The 18,634-nt window shown below is 62.4% G+C and carries 16 protein-coding genes; 4 read left to right on the top strand and 12 right to left on the bottom strand.

Annotation, left to right across the window (positions count from 1 at the left end; all coding sequences use genetic code 11):
- Positions 1–9: 9 nt before the first annotated feature.
- The 4 genes from BQ8794_RS01060 to BQ8794_RS01045 form a co-directional block, all read right to left on the bottom strand.
- Positions 10–1,263 (bottom strand): O-antigen ligase family protein, encoded by a 1,254-nt coding sequence (locus tag BQ8794_RS01060; protein WP_077371848.1) that lies wholly within the window; start codon positions 1,261–1,263, stop codon positions 10–12.
- On the bottom strand, positions 1,260–2,795 hold the full coding sequence (locus tag BQ8794_RS01055; protein WP_077371846.1) for an undecaprenyl-phosphate glucose phosphotransferase: 1,536 nt from the start codon (positions 2,793–2,795) through the stop codon (positions 1,260–1,262). The genes BQ8794_RS01060 and BQ8794_RS01055 overlap by 4 nt, the downstream gene beginning before the upstream one ends.
- A 101-nt stretch (positions 2,796–2,896) precedes the next feature.
- Positions 2,897–4,027 carry a glycosyltransferase family 4 protein gene (locus BQ8794_RS01050; RefSeq protein WP_077371843.1) on the bottom strand — a complete coding sequence of 377 codons (1,131 nt, stop codon included), beginning with the start codon at positions 4,025–4,027 and terminating at the stop codon, positions 2,897–2,899.
- A gap of 5 nt (positions 4,028–4,032) precedes the next feature.
- Entirely contained in the window at positions 4,033–4,596 is a 564-nt protein-coding gene (locus BQ8794_RS01045) for a polysaccharide biosynthesis/export family protein (RefSeq protein ID WP_077371840.1), read from the bottom strand.
- A gap of 251 nt (positions 4,597–4,847) precedes the next feature.
- On the opposite strand from BQ8794_RS01045, the gene BQ8794_RS01040 reads away from it, so the two are divergent.
- The gene (locus BQ8794_RS01040) at positions 4,848–7,091 is read left to right on the top strand and encodes a GumC family protein (RefSeq protein ID WP_077371837.1); all 2,244 of its coding nucleotides are present in this window, start codon (positions 4,848–4,850) and stop codon (positions 7,089–7,091) included.
- 88 nt (positions 7,092–7,179) lie between these two features.
- A complete protein-coding gene (locus BQ8794_RS01035; RefSeq protein WP_077371833.1) occupies positions 7,180–7,437 on the top strand; it encodes a type II toxin-antitoxin system Phd/YefM family antitoxin in 258 nt (85 codons plus the stop codon).
- A 122-nt stretch (positions 7,438–7,559) separates the two neighbouring features.
- On the opposite strand, the gene BQ8794_RS01030 is transcribed toward BQ8794_RS01035, so the two are convergent.
- Positions 7,560–8,783 (bottom strand): GNAT family N-acetyltransferase, encoded by a 1,224-nt coding sequence (locus tag BQ8794_RS01030; protein WP_077371830.1) that lies wholly within the window; start codon positions 8,781–8,783, stop codon positions 7,560–7,562.
- A 91-nt stretch (positions 8,784–8,874) separates the two neighbouring features.
- On the opposite strand from BQ8794_RS01030, the gene BQ8794_RS01025 reads away from it, so the two are divergent.
- Together BQ8794_RS01025 and BQ8794_RS01015 are read left to right on the top strand one after the other, a co-directional pair.
- Complete coding sequence (locus tag BQ8794_RS01025; RefSeq protein WP_077371826.1) at positions 8,875–9,930, top strand: polysaccharide deacetylase family protein; 1,056 nt, start codon at positions 8,875–8,877, stop codon at positions 9,928–9,930.
- A 704-nt stretch (positions 9,931–10,634) separates the two neighbouring features.
- Complete coding sequence (locus BQ8794_RS01015) at positions 10,635–11,057, top strand: VOC family protein (RefSeq protein ID WP_077371820.1); 423 nt, start codon at positions 10,635–10,637, stop codon at positions 11,055–11,057.
- A 277-nt stretch (positions 11,058–11,334) separates the two neighbouring features.
- Here the strand turns inward: BQ8794_RS01015 and BQ8794_RS01010 are convergent, their stop codons facing one another.
- The 7 genes from BQ8794_RS01010 to BQ8794_RS00980 form a co-directional block, all read right to left on the bottom strand.
- A complete protein-coding gene (locus BQ8794_RS01010; protein ID WP_077371817.1) occupies positions 11,335–11,724 on the bottom strand; it encodes a hypothetical protein in 390 nt (129 codons plus the stop codon).
- Positions 11,725–11,826: 102 nt separating this feature from the next.
- On the bottom strand, positions 11,827–12,453 hold the full coding sequence (locus BQ8794_RS01005; RefSeq protein ID WP_077371814.1) for a class I SAM-dependent DNA methyltransferase: 627 nt from the start codon (positions 12,451–12,453) through the stop codon (positions 11,827–11,829).
- Between the two features lie 429 nt (positions 12,454–12,882).
- Positions 12,883–14,127 (bottom strand): adenylate/guanylate cyclase domain-containing protein, encoded by a 1,245-nt coding sequence (locus BQ8794_RS01000; RefSeq protein WP_244554817.1) that lies wholly within the window; start codon positions 14,125–14,127, stop codon positions 12,883–12,885.
- A complete protein-coding gene (locus BQ8794_RS00995) occupies positions 14,045–14,410 on the bottom strand; it encodes a response regulator (RefSeq protein ID WP_077371808.1) in 366 nt (121 codons plus the stop codon). The genes BQ8794_RS01000 and BQ8794_RS00995 overlap by 83 nt, the downstream gene beginning before the upstream one ends.
- A complete protein-coding gene (locus BQ8794_RS00990; RefSeq protein ID WP_077371805.1) occupies positions 14,407–17,061 on the bottom strand; it encodes a HAMP domain-containing histidine kinase in 2,655 nt (884 codons plus the stop codon). Before BQ8794_RS00990 ends, BQ8794_RS00995 begins: the two co-directional genes overlap by 4 nt.
- On the bottom strand, positions 17,027–17,611 hold the full coding sequence (locus tag BQ8794_RS00985; protein WP_077371802.1) for an SCO family protein: 585 nt from the start codon (positions 17,609–17,611) through the stop codon (positions 17,027–17,029). The genes BQ8794_RS00990 and BQ8794_RS00985 overlap by 35 nt, the downstream gene beginning before the upstream one ends.
- Complete coding sequence (locus tag BQ8794_RS00980; RefSeq protein WP_077371799.1) at positions 17,608–18,618, bottom strand: ABC transporter substrate-binding protein; 1,011 nt, start codon at positions 18,616–18,618, stop codon at positions 17,608–17,610. The genes BQ8794_RS00985 and BQ8794_RS00980 overlap by 4 nt, the downstream gene beginning before the upstream one ends.
- Positions 18,619–18,634 lie beyond the last annotated feature (16 nt).

Here is an 18,634-nt window from a genome sequence, read left to right as displayed (position 1 = left end):
AGAAATCCATCATGCCGCCGGCGCAGGCAGGGCCGCCGGCCGCAACTGCCGCTGATGGCGGTATTCCAATGCGATCGCGCCCCAGATCAGCCCGAGCAGCAGATAGACGTGGCGCCAGTGATCGATGTCGATGAAGGTGCCCAGCGCGATATTGCCGATGAAGGCGACATAGGCGCACAGAAGGTAGGGCTGCCACGGCCGGTCGCGCAGGAGAATGCGGAAGCCGGCTGATATCGTCCAGCAGGTCAGCGTCAGGAACGAGACGAAGCCGAGCCAGCCATAGTCCATCAGCATTTTTAGCCAGATGTCGTGTGTGTCTTCGCCGAAAATCGTGCCGAAGACGAGCGGGCCGATGCCGAGCGGATGCTCAAGCGCCATCTGGAAACCGAAGATATAGCGGGCGAAACGGCCGAGGCGGGCAGTATCGTAGCTCTGTTCCAGCTGGGCGCGGCTGGAGAACATTTCCGAGACGCCCGGCAGCTGCAGGACGACGAGCACCGCAACGACCAGCAGCGAGATGGCGGCGATGGTCATGACGACGACACGCAGCCGGAATTTTCCGCTGGCGCTCTGCAGGAACAGGGCGCCGGTGAGCAGGATCGCCGAAACGCCGAACATGCCCCAGGCGCCGCGCGAGAACGAGAAGAAAATGCCGGCAGTGATGATCAGCAGCGGCATCGCCAGCAACGGCATGCGTGAGACCGGGCCGGTCAGCAGGAGGTGGAGCAGGTAGATGCCGGGCAGCACCAGGAACGGCCCGAACACGTTCGGATCCTGGAACGCGCCTGTGGCGCGGTCGTATTTTGTGAAGATCTCCGCCCCCGGGAAGGCATGGAAATAGCCTGCGATCCCAAGCAGCGACGTCAGCACCGCCGACATCACGTAGGCCCGGAAGATCACCCGGTAGAGATTTGGCTGGTCTGATGTCACCGAGGCGAAGAACACCGCGGTAAACGCAAGGAACAGCGACACGGCGAGATAGAGCGGGGTGCCGGCAATATCCGACATCTGAGTCATCGCGATCATGCCGCCGATGTTCATGACCACAAGCAGCACCAGCAGCGGCGCCGCCGCGCGCGATATGCGCAGGCCGAACAGGGTCCACACCGCCATCAGCCCGACTATGTAGAGGTCGTATGGCGCCGGCTCGGCGATGACGAAGCCGGACAGGAAGACGCCGAGAAAAACCGCGCTCGACGCAATCAGCGCGATCAGCTTGGCGTTGACCGCAGCCGGCGAGAGTTCATGCGCGACTGCGCTCAATAGGCATTTTCCGTATTGAGCAGCCGGATCGGCGTCAGGAACAGGATCCTCAGATCGAACAGCAGCGACCAGTTCTCGATATAATAGAGGTCGTACTCCGTCCGCATGCGGATCTTCTCGTTGGTGTCCATCTCGCCGCGCCAGCCGTTGATCTGCGCCCAGCCGGTGACGCCGGGCTTGACCTTGTGGCGTGCGAAATAGCCGTCGACCACCTCATTGTAGAGAAGGTTGTGCGACTGGGCGGCAATGGCGTGCGGGCGCGGGCCGACCAACGACAGCGAACCGAAAAGCGAATTGAAGAGCTGCGGCAACTCGTCGATCGAGGTCTTGCGGATGAAGCGGCCGACGCGGGTGACGCGCGGGTCGTTCCTGGTCACCGTCTGCTTGGCGGTCGGGTCCGCCTTGTCCGTGTACATCGAACGGAATTTGTAGACCTCGATGATCTCGTTGTTGAAGCCATGCCGCTTCTGGTGGAACAGCACCGGTCCCTTGCTGTCGAGCTTGATGGCGATCGCGGTCGCCAGCATGACCGGCGAGAACACGATGATGCCGATGATCGAGAAGACGATGTCGAAGGCGCGCTTGGCGACCGAATCCCAGTCGTTGATCGGCCTGTCGAAGATGTCGAGCATCGGCACCGAGCCGATGTAGGAATAGGCGCGCGGCCGGAATTGCAGCGCGTTCGAATGCGCCGAGAGCCGGATGTCGACAGGCAGCACCCACAGCTTCTTCAAAAGCTGCAGGACGCGCGATTCGGCGGTCAGCGGCAGCGACACGATCAGCATGTCGATACGGGCGATGCGGGCGAACTCGATGAGCTCGGAAACGGTGCCGAGTTTTGGGTAGCCGGCGACGATGGGCGGCGAGCGCTTGTCGCCGCGGTCGTCGAAGATGCCGCAGATGCGGATGTCGTTGTAGGGCTGCTTTTCGACGGAGCGGATCAGGACTTCCGCCGCCGTGCCGCCGCCGACGATGACGGCGCGGCGTTCCATGCGCCCGTCGCGCGCCCAGCGCCGGATCAGCTTCGACATCACCAGTCTCAGGCCGAAGATCAGCGTGAAGCCGACGACGAACCAGGTGCCGAAAACCAGGCGCGAATAGTCTTGCGACATCTTCATGGCGAATGCCGTCAGCGCCATCAAGGCGAAGGTGCCGGCCCAGACCATCAGCAGGCGGCCGAAATTGGCGAGCGGCCGCATAACCGAGACGATCTGGTAGCAGTCGGTAACGTCGAGCAGCACCACGGCGAGCGACGAAGCGGCGGCGATCGCCAGCGGATATTGCCAGGCGAGATGGTTGAAGAAGCCGACATAGTAAAAATAGATGCAGAGGCCCGACAGGAACAGCAGTGCCAATTCGACCATCCGCAAGACGCCGCTGACCATGATCGGCGACATGGTGTCGCGCCGGTATTGCGACGCGACCTGACGGGCGACGTCGTTCATCCCGCCGCGGCTATCATCACCGGCCGAGGCGTTGAAATTGCGCACCGCGTCTTTCGAAAAGCCGCGTGTGGGATCGGAGTCGCTCATGATGCATCCGCAAAGCTTCACTCAAGTGAATAGCGAAAGAGAGCTAAGAAACCCTTGAAACGACAAATTGGAGAGACTTTGAAGTCAGCGCCCTTTTGGGGCTACCGCTTGAGCGCGGCGAAATAGGCCGTCTCGATCGCGGCGGCCATCACATCGGCGCCGAATCGCGCCTTGAGGTCGGCGGTATCGGGCATCAGCCTGCTATAGGCATTGGGGTCGGCCAGCGCCGCGTTCATCTTGTCGGCGAGTTCGCGCGGATCGGGCCGGATCAGGGCAGGGGAACCGGCGCCAAAGATTTCCGGGATGCCGCCGACGCCGGTGGCGATCATCGATTTGCCGGCGGCGAGCGTCTCCAGCACGATGTAGGGCATGGCTTCCGCGCGCGAGGGCAAGACAACCAGTTCGGCCAGCGCGAAGGCTTCGCGCGCCGGCATCGGCGGCAGGAAACGCATATGGCCTTCGAGCCCGAGCCGCTTCACTTGCGCATGGTAGCGCGGCAGGTCGTCGCCGTCGCCGACCATCACCGCCTTCACCGGGCGGCCGAGCCGCGCTTCGGCAAGAACCAGCGCATCGATGAATATGTCCGGTCCCTTGAGGTCGCGCATCATGCCGATATAGAGGGCATCGGCCGCATTCGGCTCGGTTCGCACCGGCTCGAACTCGGCGGCGCTCAGGCCGTTGTAGACAAGGTTGTTCGGGATTGGCGGTTCGCCGACCTTCCTGCGATAGGTCTGCCTTTCATAGTCGGAGACAAACAGAAGATAGTCGGTGAAGCGCGCCATGAACCGCTCGAGCGCGAAGAACAGCTTCCCCGTCGCGGTGGTCTCGTCGTAGTGAAGAGAGCCGCCGTGAGGCGAATAAAGGCGGGCTACGCGAGACCTTGATACCCGCAACAATGAGCCGAACAGGCGGGCATAGGCGCCACCCTTGGCGCCGTGCCCGTGGACCACGTCCGGCCGCAATTCCTTGATGATCCCAAATGTGCGCCAGGCCGAGGCGAGGTCGCCCGGTCCGACATGACGTTGCATCGGTGTGCGATGGACGCCGAGCGCCATTGTGCCTTTCATCTGTTCGAACAAATGTTCCTCGAAGTCGCCGCCCGTCGTCGAATCGCAGACGACGCCGACCGCATGCCCGGCGGCGACCTGCGCCTCGGTCAGGTCGCGCACGTGGCGAAAAATCCCTCCGACAGGTGAACGAAAGCAGTGGACGATCCTGAGTGTGTCCGCCACGTGGTCTAGAACAGGCGTTCGCGAACATAGACCGTATCGCCGGGCAGAAGCGGGTCGGAGGTGGCAACGCGACCGGTCATGACCTTGCCGTTGATGTCGCGGGTGATGTCGACGCTTTCCTGGTTGGCGCGCGGGCTGAAACCGCCGGCGATGGCAATCGCCTTTTGAACGGTCAGGCCGGGAACATAGGAGTACTGGCCCGCAGCACCGACTTCGCCCATGATGAAGATCGGCCGGTAGCGGTCGATCTCGACCGAGACGTCCGGATCACGGAGATAACCCTGGCGCAATTTGTCGGCGATCTCGCCTTCGAGTTGCTGTGCGGTGTGGCCGCGCGCCGGTACGGCGCCGACGAGCGGGATGGAAAGATAGCCGGATTGGTCGACGCTGTAGACGTTGGTCAATCCTTCCTGCTCGAACACGGTGACGCGGACCCGGTCGCCGGCGCCGAGGCGATAGGGATGATCGAGCATCTTGTGAAAGGCGGCCGGCGCCGGCCGGTAGCTGGAGCAACCGGCAAGCAATGACACGGCGAGCAGCGCACGGAACAGGGGAGCAGTGCTTTTCATGACCGGACATGTACCTTCGACTGGCCGCCGCTGCACCGCGGCAAACGCTGGAGATCGAGGCCCGTTATCATCCGGTTAGGGTTAATGGCCGGTAAAGGCGGGCGGCCCAACCGACGGCAACCGACAAGAGACGGCCCGGTTTCGAAGCTTTGTTGCCGAGTAAAACCTAACCGGTGCTTACCGCAATATTAACGGCTGAGTTACCATATTTGTTTACGGTGTATGCTGACCAAAATACCGGAGCAGGATACATGTCCGTTCAATCCGCGGCCGCAGATGTCGACGTCGATCTCAGGCAGCTCTTCGCCAGCCTTGCGAGGAATTGGCTGCGCATTCTTGCCGTCGCGCTAGTCGTAACCGGCCTGGCGTTCGCGCTCACCTGGCTCGCCACGCCGCATTACCGGGCCGAAACCCGGCTTTTGATCGAAACGCGCGAATCGGTCTACACGCGCCCCGACGGCACCAATGACAACGACAAGCCGATTCTCGACGAGGAAGGCGTGACCAGCCAGGTCGAGGTCATTTCCTCGACCGACATCCTCAAGCAGGTGGCATCGAAGCTGAACCTGTCGCGGCTGCCCGAGTTCGACGAGACGGCGGATATGCCGGCGTTGAGCCGTCTGCTTGTCGTCGCCGGCCTGAAAAGCGACCCCAACGAGATTCCGCCGGAAGAACGCGTGCTGACGAAGATGCGCGAGAAGCTCAACGTCTATCGCGTTGAAAAATCTCGCGTTATCGTCATCGAATTCTCCTCGGAAGATCCCCGGCTCGCCGCCGACATTCCGAACGCCATCGCCGACGCCTACATCTCCGTCCAGGGCAATGCCAACATCGAATCGAATTCCGCCGCAACCGACTGGCTGGCGCCGGAGATCGCCGACCTGTCGAAGCGGGTGAAGGATGCCGAGGCCAAGGTGGCAAGCTACCGCGCCCAGTCCGATCTTTTGATGGGCGGCAACAATTCGGTGCTCGCCACGCAACAGCTTTCCGAACTGTCCAGCGAATTGTCGCGGGTGCGGGCCAATCGCGCCTCGGCGGCAGCGACCGCCGACAGCGTGCGCAGGGCGCTGCAGAATGGCGGCTCGCTCGATGCGGTACCGGAGGTGCTGTCGTCCGGACTCATCCAGCGCCTGCGCGAGCGGCAGGTCGAGCTCAAGACCAACATCGCTGACCTTTCCACCTCCTTGCTCGACAATCATCCGCGCATAAGGGCGCTGAGGTCGCAGCTTGCCGATCTCGACCGCCAGATCCGCAGCGAGGCGGAAAAGATCATGACAGGGCTGATGACGCAGGCGCAGACCGCCCAGGCCCGCGAAAACCAGCTTGTCGCCGACGTCAACACGCTGAAGGCCGCATCGGCGCGCGCCGGCGACCAGCAGGTCGAACTGGACGCGCTGCAGCGCGAAGCGACCGCCCAGCGCCAGCTGCTCGAATCCTACCTGACCCGTTATCGTGAGGCGTCCTCGCGCAAGGACAGCAACTATCTGCCGGTCGACGCCCGTGTCTTTTCCCGCGCGGTGGCGCCGTCCGAGCCCTATTTTCCAAAAATCCTGCCGATCGCCGGTGCGGCCCTCGTCGGCTCGCTGCTGGTCATGGCGATCGTGACGCTTCTGCAAGAACTGTTTTCGGGCCGCGCCATGCGGCCGGCCGCCGGCGCCCGCTTCGAGCGGATCGAACAGGTCGCGATGCCGGTTGCCCACGAAACATCCGATCACGAACCGCCCGATCACGAGCCGCCCAATCAGGAACCGGCCGATATCGAAGACCCTAGGGATCGGACGGCGCAAGCCCAGGCAGAGCCGCAAGCGGCTGCCGCGGCGCCAGCAACGGCCCCAGCAACCGGCCCGGCAACTGGCCCAGCAACTGGCGACGACGTCGGGCCGGCGCCCCGCAGCCTTGGCGAGGTCGAAATCGACAAGGCGGTGGAGAAACTGATCACAAGCGGTGCGGCACGCGCGATATTCGTGTCGCCGGAAGGCGACGAGGCGGCCGCCTCGGCGGTGCTGGTGGCGCGTGAGGTTTCCGACGCCGGCCTGCGCGTGCTCCTGCTCGATCTCACCGCTTCGGGCGCCGCCTCGCGGCCGACGCTGGACAGCAGGCTTTTCCCGGGCATCACCGATCTGCTCGCCTCCGAAGCACAGTTCAGCGACGTGATCCATGTCGATCTCTATTCGGACTGCCACGTCATTCCCGTCGGCAACGCCGATCCGGTCCGCGCCATGCGCGCCGCCGACCGGCTGCCGATCATCATGCAGTCGCTGACCACCGCCTACGATCTGGTCGTGGTCGAATGCGGACCCACCGACGCGCAAGGCATCAGCCGGCTTGTCGGCGAGGGCACCGAGGTCTTCCTTTCGATGCTGGAGCCGAACGACGAGGTGGCGCAGGCCGCGGTCGAGCTGATCGAGAGCGGCTATCCCGACCTGACGCTGGTGACGCCGGTCGGCCATCAGACGCCAGGGACGCCGCTACCGGGACGTCGCTCCGCCGCCTGAGACGGTTCGTTGGTTCCATGTCGATTCCGATTGAGGACGTCATGCATTACACGCATAATTCATCACATCTGGATCAGATGGCAGGAAAATGATCAAAGTCAGCGCGGCCGAGTTTCAGCGTAATATTGGACGTTATCAGGACATGGCGCTCACCCAGCCCGTGGTGGTCACCCGCAATGGTCGGGAGCGCACCGTGATGATCTCGACTGAGGAATATCATCGTCTCAAGCGCCGCGACCGACAGGTACTGAGCCTCGACGACTTCGATGATGCCGATATCGCTGCCCTTGAGGCGACCAGCGCCCCGGAATCGTCCAAAGCTTTCGATCACGAGCTAGACCAGTAGCTGCGTCGCGCTTCCCGTCCCGGGACTGGTCATTCGCTATAGCTATCTCTGAGCATCGGCGCGGCCAAAAGGGAGGCGTCAAGGATCGGCCTTCGTCCTTACGACGACCACGGAGGGGAATGTTAACTGTCGTCCTCTGCTGGCACAGCCTGTCCGGCCGCCTTGCGGCGCAGCATCCTGGTCAGCGTCCAGATCGTCGGGCTGTTCTTGACTAAGGCTTTCAGGCGCGCGCTTTGCCGCAGGACAAACACCAGCGCGCGGCCCTTTATCGTCAGCGGAATCAGGACCTCGAAATGCCGGGTCTCGATATCGCACCACAGCCGCTTGTAGGGTTCGTCGCCGACCGAGAAATCATAGACATCGAACCCGCTCTCGCAGGCTTCCTCGATGTTGTCGAAGAACAGGAAGTCGCCGGGGCTGGCATGGGCAAGGTCGTCGTCGGCGATCGCTCCGAACTCGCAGATCAGGCGTTTTCCCGAGCGGCTCGATCCGGTGACGGCGCGAAGCTTGCCGGCGACTTCGAGCCCATGCAGCACGAAGGACGGCTTGTCGTCGCAAAGCGCTTCGACGAACAACGCGCGGAAGAAAGCACGAACCTGTGGCTCGCCGAAGACGTTGGCGATGCCCATCTTGCGGAAGCGGAACTCCTTCATCTCGAAAAACGCATCGAGCAGTCTGTTCACCTCGTCGGCTGTCCGGGCTTCGATGCGGCGGTGGCTGCCGACTGCCTCTAGCTTGCGCGCCTGCGAGCGGTGCCTCTTGCGCCTGCGCTTGCCGCTCGCGCGGGCGAGCAGTGCATCAAAACCTCCCGCCAGGTCGACGGCCAGCGAGAGGTTGGGGCTGGGAAAATGCGGGAGGGATAGCAGCGGATTGGCAATGCCGTCGAGATCGGGCAGCAGCCGTTCCAGCGCGACGAGGTCGATATCCGGCCGCGCCCTGGCGATCGCCGCCAGCATCGAGCGGATTGCCGCAGCATCCGCCTTGGTCAGCCAGGACGGGTCGGCGCAGGCGAAATTGCCGTTGGCATGGCGGCCGGCCATGAAACGGGCGACGCGGAACCGACCGCTGCTAGTGACTTCCAGCGCCAACGAAAAAACCGGCCGGCCGTCAGCGCTCAGCGTCACCAAGACGGTGTCCGCTTCGGCATGCCTGGTCCAGTTCACGATCCAGGCCGGGCTCTGCGCCGGCGCGAACAGCGCCGAACCGCAGAACTCGGCATAGGCCGCAAGTGCCGCACCGTCGGCGACCGAGACCGACAGGCCGGCATGATCCGCAGGCAACGCGCGCGGCGTCGCCTCCATTGCTTCGAGCCGATTGCCGTCAAATGACGCGGTGGCGTCAACCATACCTCAATCCTTTAGGGCGTATTCACCGCGATTGGGCGCGCGCATAGGCGCATTCCGTGCTTGGACGAGCCTAGGCGCAAAAGGTGAATGAATGATCGACGGGGGCGAGGCGATCCGGAAACTGGCGCTCAACGTCGTGCGCTATACCGGTCTTGCCCCGCTGGCCAGGCCGTTTGTCGGCGGCATCGGCGCCATCCTGATGCTGCATCGGGTCACCGCCACGCCGGAAAAGCCTGATAGCGTCAACCGGCATCTCACCATCGCGCCCGAGTTCCTCGACGCTGTCATCGCCGACATGAAGGCGCACTTCTATGCATTCGTCACCCTGGACGAGGCGATCGAGCGCATCAAGGCGGGCGGCAAGGGTGGCCAGTTCGCGGCGATGACCGCCGACGACGCCTATCGCGATAACATGACCGAGGCGCTGCCGGTGCTGGAAAAGCACGGCGCGCCGATCACCATCTATGTCGCGCCGGGGCTGATAAACGGCGCCGCCGATCTATGGTGGGAGGTGGTCGAGGACATCGTCAGCGCGCGCAACCGGCTGGTTTTGACGACACCGAACGGTCCGGTGACGATCGACTGCTCGAACCCGGGCAAGAAAATCCAGGCCTTTGCGCGCCTGCACGATTATCTGACGCTGGAGATCCGCGAGGAGGACCAGCGCGCGGTGCTGCGCGACCTGGCGCGGTCGAACGGTATCGAGTTGGGCGCGCGCCAGAGCTTGTTGATGAACTGGGACGAGATCCGCGCCATGGCAGGGCATCCGCTGGTGACGATCGGCGCGCACACCGTCAATCATCGCAACCTGAAGCGGCTTTCCGAAGCCAATGCGCGGCACGAGGTCGACGACGTCAGGGGCATATTGCAGGCCGAACTCGGCGAGGCGCCGCGCCATTTCGCCTATCCCTATGGCTATGCCAGCGCCGTTGGCGAACGCGAAGTCGGCATTGCCCGCCATGCCGGCTATGCCTCGGCGGTGACGACACGCCATGGCGTGCTGCGCGCCGAGCATGCCGGTTTCCTGCATGCGCTGCCGCGCATTTCGGTCAACGGTCGCTATCAGAGCGTTGCCCATATCCGCACCATGCTGTCGGGCGTGACGACGCCGCTGGCCAATGCCGGCAAGATGCTTGTCACCATCTAGTGGTCTGACACTCCGGTGGACGGCAGGAACCGACCCCTTGCGGTTGTCCCTGATGGGAGGTCAAGGGCGCGTCGTGACCCGAACGAGACCTTGGCGCATCCCCAGCCTCCATGCGCTGGTAATAAAACCGGACAACTCACGTGCTACCTAATCCGGACAACTCATCTGCTTAGACACTGGCTTAACAAGCCGAGGCCGACTGATGCCGCCGTCGCCCAAGCGTCAGGCCGATGCCGGCCAGCAATCCCGCCTGTCGTGACTGTCGCGCCGCAACTTGGCTCACAAGCACCAGATTTGGGCCGAAGCCAGGATTGCCAACAACATGAACCGCCGCAATGGCGACGAGCGTTGCGGTGTAGGACATGTCCTTCGAAACCTTTGGCCACGTCGGAAGTTCCGCACTACCCGGAAGCTATTTAGGTCCGCATTCCACACCGATCGCGACGTAGAACGCTCGGTGGCTTACGGCGAACCCGGATGCTTTGGCCGGCTTGGTCGCGCCACTTCCGGTCGTTCATGACGAATCTCCGAACCGGAAGTTCGCGCTAGGCCCGGAATCGACCCCATAGCTGCCGTTCCCGCGATACAAAGAGCTGTTGCAAGCTGGCATCAGCTGGAGCCGACGCTGAGCCGTTGCGGAACTCGTCGCAGAACCATAATCTTGGGCACTGATGTGAGCCCGTGATACTGCGCGAGGTCCCGCAATGGCTTACGAGGCCGCCAAAAGACCGTTGTTCCGAAAACTCGACAACTATCTACTGCATGTGAGCGATCTTGACGAAGCCATATCCTTTTATCGGGATCGGCTCGGCCATGCCCTCATCTGGCGGGACGCGGAAGCTGCCGGCTTCGCGTTGCCTGAAGCAGATGCAGAACTAGTAGTTCATCTTCGTATTGGTCCAGAGACTGATATTCTGGTTGATGATGTGGACGCGGCATTTCGAGAATTTTTGGCAGCGGGCGGAACGGCAGTGCAACCGCCGTTCGACATCGCGATCGGACGATGCGCCCGTGTATGTGACCCTTTCGGCAACGTGCTTGTAATATTGGATCAATCGAAGGGAACGTTCACGACGGACGCGGAGCAGAATGTTATCGGCGTAGAGCCCGCGGGTAATCCAACCTGAACGTCGACATTCCACCGATATTGTTGAAAAAGTCCGCGACCGAGGCCGTGAGCCCGCTCGGATAGAATTCTGTTCCACAAATTGGCCAACTGTGAATCCTGATTCCTGAGAAGCGCGCGGCAAGAAACGCCGTTCTACTTCAGGTGCGTGCTCCACGGGCGACAGACTTTTTCAACACAATCCACCCAATCCTGACCTTCCGCGTCCCACTGATGCCTCTGCCGTTCGGAAAGGACTCGCGCCGTTCCCTTATCGACCAGGGCGTATTGCATGGCGGCTATTTCCCGAGGACTTCCAGCGTGTCAGCGACGAAGCTCCAGCCGTCCCGCGTGACCACGAATTCCTGCGCGCTCTCGTCGACGGTCAGGTAGCCCTTCTTGACGAGCGCACCCGCGACCCAGACGTCCGGCCGGAAATAGGTCCCGTGCATCTCGATACCGCGCAGCGGGATGCGTCCGCCGGAGAAGACGAGGTAGGCCATGAACAGCGCCCGCGTGCGCGGCGTGTCCCTCTTCGAGTCATTGTTGTCTTGACCCCAGTTGCCGTAGTCGGCGAGGTCCTCGTAGGGGAATTGGTTGAAACTCTTCGCCGAAGAGGGCTTGCCGTCGATGGCGACCGCCAGCGCGTCGATGATCCTCTTCGCAGTGTCCTTCTCGATGTCCAGCATGCCTTGCCACCCGTTGTCGCTGTCGCCGCCGCCGGCGAGTCTCGATGTAGCACAGCATGGAGGCATCCCGAATGCTGACCTTCTCCGCAAGGTCTGTGTGCGTCACGCGCGCCTCGCCCGAACGCTCAGCCACCGATCGTCGGGCTTTCCGATGCACCGACGGACCTCGCTGACGATCCAGCCGGCGTCTGTGAGTGCGGACCGCAGGGCAGACTCGCGCCAGTAAGTCTCGACGTAGCGCCGAGGCGCTGCAGCGCTGCCGTGTGTGGACACATCCTCGCCATCGCCCTCTCTGACCGAGGCGTGCAGTCGGCCACCGGGCCGGGTCGCCTCGGCAAGCCGTCCAAGCACCGTGCCGAAATCCTCGCGCGCGACGTGAATCAGGCAGGCACAGGCCCAGATCCCGTCGTACGGCGTGCCGGGACGCTGCGGGTCGGCCAGGTCTTCGGTCAGCGGGTCCAACAGGTCGGCCTCGAAGCCACTCTCGCGAAGCAGTTCGACGAAACCCTTCGAAATGTCGGTGCGCCGGACGCTGATCCCCCGCTTCTCAAGCTCGAGTGCATCTCGCCCGCCACCGCTTCCGATCTCCAGCACCCTGCCCGAGCCACCCAGCTCGGTCACGAACGCATCGATCTCGGTCGCGACCCATTCGGGCATCGCCGCGGTCTCGCCAGCGTACTCCGCCGCGACCGCATCATAGGACCGCACGGTATCCCGGTCGGTGCTCATCCTGGCGCTCCTCCTTCAAGACAAGAGGCCCGATGAGCGAGAGGCCCATCAGCCCGTTGCGCCCCTTACACTTTCGGCAGTTGGTGACATCGCGGGCGATTTGCTTCCCAGCTTTAGCAGGAATAGCAGCTTTGCGCCTAATGACAGTGATTCCCACAGCCACGTCCATTCACCAAAAGCGACATTTCTATTGCAGAGGGCGCGGGCAGCCTATGTGAAGGGTTTCGGTAGCCGGCCCCGGCGCCAAGCCAACACGTGGATGGCCGGCATCGGAAACCCATCAAATAGGCTGCCATCGGGTTGCTACTGGCAGAACGCACACTTTCCTCCCCCGTTGCGGGCGGTTTCGAGATCGGTCGTGGCTGGAATGCTTTGTGCCGACGGTTCGACGGGTCGTATCGCCCGGAAGAGACCGGAGTGCGTCTAAAGCTAGCCTGGCCGACCGAACCACCGCACGATTTCATAGGCAGGCATTGGGCGGCGAAAACCCTTCAGCGTCAGATCGCCAACAAGAACGGATTCGACCAGCGACTCGACAGCGCCGAGGACCCGTTGGCTAACGAGAATCTGGCGGGACTTGGCGGCCTCGCACAATCGGGCGGCATGGTTCGACACGGTGCCAATGACGGCATAGTCCGAGCGTCGATCAAAACCGATGCGCCCGATGGTTGCGTGGCCCCTGGCAATGCCGATCCCAAAGCCAAGCAAATAGTCCCGCTTGCGCCATCGCTCTGAGTGCCCGTCAATCGCGTCGCGCATCGCAGCGGCCATTGAGACAGCTCTCTCGCTGTGGTCGGCGCATGGCAGTGGATCGTTGAAAACCACGACGATACCGTCGCCCACGAACCGCTCGAGAGTCCCCTCGTGGCGGACAATTTGTTCACCAAGACAGGAATGATACTCGGCAAGAACTGTCATGACTTCTTCGGGTTCGGCGGTCTCCGCAAAGGCTGTAAAGCCGCGCAAATCGCAAAAGACAACGGTCACCTCGCGACGGTGGCTCTGCAAGAGCGCATCTCCATTGCCCGCCGCAACGATGAGGTCGGCGACCTGTTCGGGCAGGAACCGCCTAAGCCGCGCCATTCGCTCGAGCTCCGTCATCTGCTCAGCCACGGTTTGCTCGAGCGAGCGATTCCAGTCGGAAAGTTGCGCGGCTTGGTCCTCAAGGCGTTTGGCTTGGCTCGCGACAGTGTCGTGAAGCGCCTTCTGGCGCAGCATCGAGCGCACCCGCGCTAACAGCGCCCTGTGCTCGAAGGGCTTAGTCAGATAGTCGTCGCCACCGGCGTCCAGCCCCTCGACCACGTCGCGCGTGTCGGCTTTCGCGGTGACCAGAATAACGGGGATCGATCGCAGCGATTGATCGTGCTTGAGCATGCGTACCACACTGATGCCGTCGAGCTTCGGCATCATGATGTCGAGCAGGATCAGATCCGGCGTGAGTTCGCGGGCTTTCGCAAGCCCCTCTTCACCATCGGCGGCGGTTGCAACTTCGTAGCCATTCGCCTCGAGGCGCATGCGCAGGATCTCGAGGTTTTCCGGAGTATCGTCGACCGCGAGAATGCGAGGCGGATCGTGCACGGCGCTGCCTCCCTCAAGAAAGGAACCCGCGAATCTCGGAAAGCAGCTGGCGCGGACTGAATGGCTTGGCAATGTAACCATCGCACCCAGCAGCAAGGGCTTTCGCCTCGTCGCCCGACAGTGCGTAGGAGGTGACGGCGATAATCGGAATGTGCCGGAGCGCCGGGTCGGCCTTGATGCGGCGGGCCGCTTCGTACCCGTCGATCACCGGGAGCTGAATGTCCATAAGGATCAGGTCTGGCCTATGCGCTACGGCTGCAGCGATGCCGGCGGCGCCGTCCGCCGCCTCGATCAGTTCGTATTCGGTGGTGGCAATGAGATCGCGGATGATCTGGCGGTTGTCCTCGGTGTCTTCCACCATCAGGATTCGTTTGCTCATGCGGCCCTCGCGTCCTCATTCACCCGGATTGGTACCTTCAGACGGAATGTCGACCCTGACCCGATCACGGACTCGACGTCTATGGTTCCGCCATGCATTTCGACGATGCGCTTCGAGATCGCCAGGCCAAGACCTGTCCCACCCTTCTGCCTGGTGCTGCTGTTGTCGACCTGCTGGAATTCTTCGAAGATGAGAGCCTGGTCCTTGGACGCAATGCCGGGACCGGTGTCTCGGACGGTGATCTCGAAGTGCCCGTCGACCGCATCGGCAAGAATGTCGACCGCACCCGTTTCGGTGAACTTGACGGCATTGCCTGCAAGATTGAGCAGGACCTGCGTCAAACGGCGTTCGTCCCCGCGGCCGAATGGAAGGTTCTCGGCAACAGTCGTTGAAAGCTCAAGACCCTTCGCTCGTGCCAGCGGCTCGACAGCCGTAACGGTCGATCGAACAATCTGCGCGACGGAGTAGTCCTCGATCGCCAGCGTGAGCTGGCCGGCTTCGATCTTGGAAAGGTCGAGTACGTCGTTGATGAGCCCGAGGAGGTGACGACCGTTTGCCTGCACGCGCGCGACGGTCGTCTTTGCCTTGTCCGGGAGTTCGCCGTAGATGCCGTCGACCAGCAGTTCTGTGAAGCCCAAGACCGAATTGAGCGGTGTCCTGAGCTCGTGGCTCATATTCGCGAGGAACTGGGACTTGTGGCGGCTAGCTGCCTCCAGCTCCCGGCCTTTCTCCTCGATTTCACGGAACAGCTTGGCATTCTGGATCGCGAGCACCGATTGGGCTGCGAAGGTCTCCAGCAGGTGGACAACTTGCTCATGGAAGGCACCTGGCTTGTAGCGCCTGACGACCAGTGCACCGACGATCTTGTTGGGCCTCAGCAGCGGAACGATCAGGATACCGCGGTATCCGGCTTCGACGATCGTCTTTCTTACAAGGAAGGATGAGGCCTCCTCGCTGAGGTCGGGAAACTGAACCGGCATACAGCGCCCGGGTGCGTCGCCGATCCCCATGTCGGCCAGCCCGATCGTCTGGTGTGAGACTGCGGCGATAAGCTCATCGCTCATACCGAAGTTGGCGCGCGGACGGAATTGCTGCCGCGTGGTGCTGAACACGTAGATGGTGCCAGCATCCGTCTCCGACAACTGGACCGCTTTGGCGACGATCGTTTTCAGCACCGTGTCGAGATCCAGCGTCGAATTGACCGCCTTGCTCACCTCACCAAGCGCCTCGAGCTCACCAACAGACGCGGCGAGTTCGCGCGTCCGTGACTGCACCGCCTCGAAGAGCCGCGCATTCTCGATGGCGATCACCGCCTGGTCGGCGAATGTCTCGACGAGCGCGATCTCCTTGGGATTGAAAGGTTGCGGCTCAACCCTCGTCATGACGAATACGCCAACGAGATCACCTTCCCGCAACAGCGGGGCAGCGAGGACGGTGCGGAATCCGCCTGCCTCAGCGATCAAGGCAACGCGGTAGTCCGGATCAGCGGTCACGTCTTCGATTTGCACGATCCGCCGTTCTTCGATTACGCGCCCTACGGCGGAGCCTCGGCCTGCGGCAAGCGCTGGAAGTGGATTGGCGTCGACATAAGCACGGAAACTGGGCGGGTAGCCATGCGTCGACACATAGCGGAATACGCCATCCAGCAACTGCACGATACCACCCTTGTCGGCACGGCAGAGCCTGACAGCCGATTCCACCAACGTATCGAGCACGACCTGCAGATCGAAGGTAGAGCGGCTGATGACCTTCAGAACGTCTGCGGTGGCTGTCTGCTGCTGAAGGGCTTCGTCGAGCTGCTGGGTGCGCGTCTCAATCTCCTGATACAGGCGCCCCAGCTGGTCGGAGGTCTGGTTGACGTTAGCGGCGAGTACTCCAAGTTCGTCGCGATTGGCGACGGCAACCTGTTGGGCGAAATCGCCGGCCGCTATCTGGCTGAGACGCGTCTCGATCTTCTTGACCGGTTCGATCAACGACCAGGAGATGATGTAGCCGAGCCCCAACGCCAGCAGGATACTGCCCACCGCAAACGAGACCACGATCAGTCTGGACGTGCCGTACGCACCCTCGGTCGTTTCGATGGCCGCCACCATGTCGGCTTCGGCCATGTTGACCAGCTGGTTTGTCAGCCGCTCGAGGCTATCAGCCGACGGTATGATTTCATCAAGCTGAACTTTGCGCGCCTCCTCAGTGCGGCCGGCGCGGACGAGCTCTGCCACGTGCGTCACCCCGGCCGTCAGCCGTTCGTACTCTTGCCTGACCTGGCCGAGCACTTCCACCTCGGCTTTGGCGACGAACTCCATGCGGTCGAGGTCGTAGCCGAACTGATTGAGCTGGCGCAGCGCCGCATCCAGCATCCGGTCGTCCTGAAGCAACAGGGCGGTGGAGATGCCATAGAGCTGGGTGGTCGTATCGTGCTGTACCTGGCGGTAGGCCGCGATCCTGCGCTGCAGCTTGATCAGCTCGTTGGTCTGATCGTTCACCCCACTCAGCACCTGCAACCCGACGGCCCCGAGCACGATCAGCAGGCCGACGATCGACAGGAACGCGATCAAGAGCTTGGTCTGGACGCGCGCCGGCAGCCGGGCAACCCAGCCAACGAGCCGGTTCGTTATGCTATTTGGATTCGTCCAAGAGGCTAAGAAGGTCATCCCGGAACTCCTCCAGGTCGAACCGGACACCAAGATACTGTACTCGCAAGATGCCACCGGGGTCCACGAGCGACGTCAACAAGGTATGGTCGACATCTCCGTTCGCCGCCTTCTTCGCGATGACCCCGTATTTCCGTCCCACCTCATGGACGACCGCCGGATCACCGGTAAGAAACGACCAGCCCTTCAGGTCGGCGCCAAAACTCTGCGCATATTCCTTCAAGACATCGGGCGTATCGCGCTCCGGGTCGACGGTGATCGAAACGAAGGCGATTTTGGGTCCGAATGCACTACCCAACTTTTCCTGCACGCTGGCCATATGGGCGGTCAGCATGGGGCAGACGTCGGTACAGTACGTATAGATGAATGAGACCGCGACCACCTTGCCGCGAAAGTCGTGCAGCGACACACGCACGCTGTCCTGCGATACCAAGGTAAAGTCCGGCGCCGGTCCGATCGTCGGCAGGCGCTCGTCGTGCGGCGCGTCGTGCGCGTGTGCCGGCCCGGCCATCAGCGCCAGCAGCAAGATGCGCGCCGGCCACTCGCTCACGTTTTCATCTCGCGCTTGACCTCGTTGAGGAAACGCCAATCCGTGCCGTTGGCGATGATCTTGTTAGGGCCGGCCTTGATGAAGCCGACTTCATTCATCCGCAGTGCGTAGAAGCGCATTGTGTCTTCGGGGTCGAACTCCCGCCACACGTCGTAGCGCGCTTCACGCAAGCCTTCCAACGCATGGTCGTATCGATCGGTGAACTTGCCATCGACCGATAGTTGCGCAGCCAGTTCCGGATCCGACGCGCAGATGTCGGCGGCCTTGAGAATGGCTCGCAGCACGCGTTTGGTCGCGGCCGGGTGTCTGTCGACATAGTCCGCGCTGCCGGCAAGCATACAGCAGTAGTGTTGCGACCATGGCCGGTCGGCGGTCGTATTGAGGATCGTGTGGCCGAAGTTCCGGACGCGCTGCTCCTGCGGCTCGGGTGGCACCGCCAGAAAGGCATCGACCTTTCCTTCGTTAAAGAGTTGCATCGAGCTGACGTCCGGGTTCGCGACCCACTCGAGATCGGTGGCGGGATCGAGACCTACATAGGCGGCCATGAGGGTCACGAGCACGTGCGGAGCTGACGTCAGCGCGAACACGCCCACCCTCTTGCCCTTGAGGTCGGAGATGCTGTTGATGCTTTCCTTGACGATCAGTTCGAGGCAGCCGGAGTGCAGGCCGGTGACCACCTTTATCGGCATGCCGGCGTCGATCGCCATGATGTGCGCTGGTGGAAAGTCGGTGGTGAAATCCAGTTCGCCGCTTGCGAGCATCGCGGACGGGTCGGAGTCGGCGGCCAAGTCTATGTAGCGTACATCGGTGAACCCTTCGGCGCGCAATAGCTCCCCGGCGATATTCTTGGGCGCTTCGCAAAGGGCGCGGAACGTCCTTGGCAAACGCACTGTCGTGGTTTCTGGTGCCGGCTCGGCATTAGCCGATGTTGGCACGCTGACGAGGCCTGCGGCGCCGACCGCCGATAGGCCCACCATGAAACGGCGTCGATTCTGAATGATCCCCATGTCACGCTTTCTCCCT

The sequence above is a fragment of the Mesorhizobium prunaredense genome (genome assembly GCF_900156895.1).
GTDB lineage: Bacteria > Pseudomonadota > Alphaproteobacteria > Rhizobiales > Rhizobiaceae > Mesorhizobium > Mesorhizobium prunaredense.
Note: the sequence above shows the minus strand (reverse complement) of the source record. Positions and strands in the feature narration are given on the sequence as shown.

What these genes read in the sequence shown, in the direction of transcription:
- BQ8794_RS01055 (WP_077371846.1), bottom strand. Translation starts at nt 2,795, where the DNA reads ATGAGCGACTCCGATCCCACACGCGGCTTTTCGAAAGACGCGGTGCGC.
- BQ8794_RS01045 (WP_077371840.1), bottom strand. Translation starts at nt 4,596, where the DNA reads ATGAAAAGCACTGCTCCCCTGTTCCGTGCGCTGCTCGCCGTGTCATTG.
- BQ8794_RS01040 (WP_077371837.1), top strand. Translation starts at nt 4,848, where the DNA reads ATGTCCGTTCAATCCGCGGCCGCAGATGTCGACGTCGATCTCAGGCAG.
- BQ8794_RS01035 (WP_077371833.1), top strand. Translation starts at nt 7,180, where the DNA reads ATGATCAAAGTCAGCGCGGCCGAGTTTCAGCGTAATATTGGACGTTAT.
- BQ8794_RS01030 (WP_077371830.1), bottom strand. Translation starts at nt 8,783, where the DNA reads ATGGTTGACGCCACCGCGTCATTTGACGGCAATCGGCTCGAAGCAATG.
- BQ8794_RS01025 (WP_077371826.1), top strand. Translation starts at nt 8,875, where the DNA reads ATGATCGACGGGGGCGAGGCGATCCGGAAACTGGCGCTCAACGTCGTG.
- BQ8794_RS01015 (WP_077371820.1), top strand. Translation starts at nt 10,635, where the DNA reads ATGGCTTACGAGGCCGCCAAAAGACCGTTGTTCCGAAAACTCGACAAC.
- BQ8794_RS01010 (WP_077371817.1), bottom strand. Translation starts at nt 11,724, where the DNA reads ATGCTGGACATCGAGAAGGACACTGCGAAGAGGATCATCGACGCGCTG.
- BQ8794_RS01005 (WP_077371814.1), bottom strand. Translation starts at nt 12,453, where the DNA reads ATGAGCACCGACCGGGATACCGTGCGGTCCTATGATGCGGTCGCGGCG.
- BQ8794_RS00995 (WP_077371808.1), bottom strand. Translation starts at nt 14,410, where the DNA reads ATGAGCAAACGAATCCTGATGGTGGAAGACACCGAGGACAACCGCCAG.
- BQ8794_RS00990 (WP_077371805.1), bottom strand. Translation starts at nt 17,061, where the DNA reads ATGACCTTCTTAGCCTCTTGGACGAATCCAAATAGCATAACGAACCGG.
- BQ8794_RS00980 (WP_077371799.1), bottom strand. Translation starts at nt 18,618, where the DNA reads ATGGGGATCATTCAGAATCGACGCCGTTTCATGGTGGGCCTATCGGCG.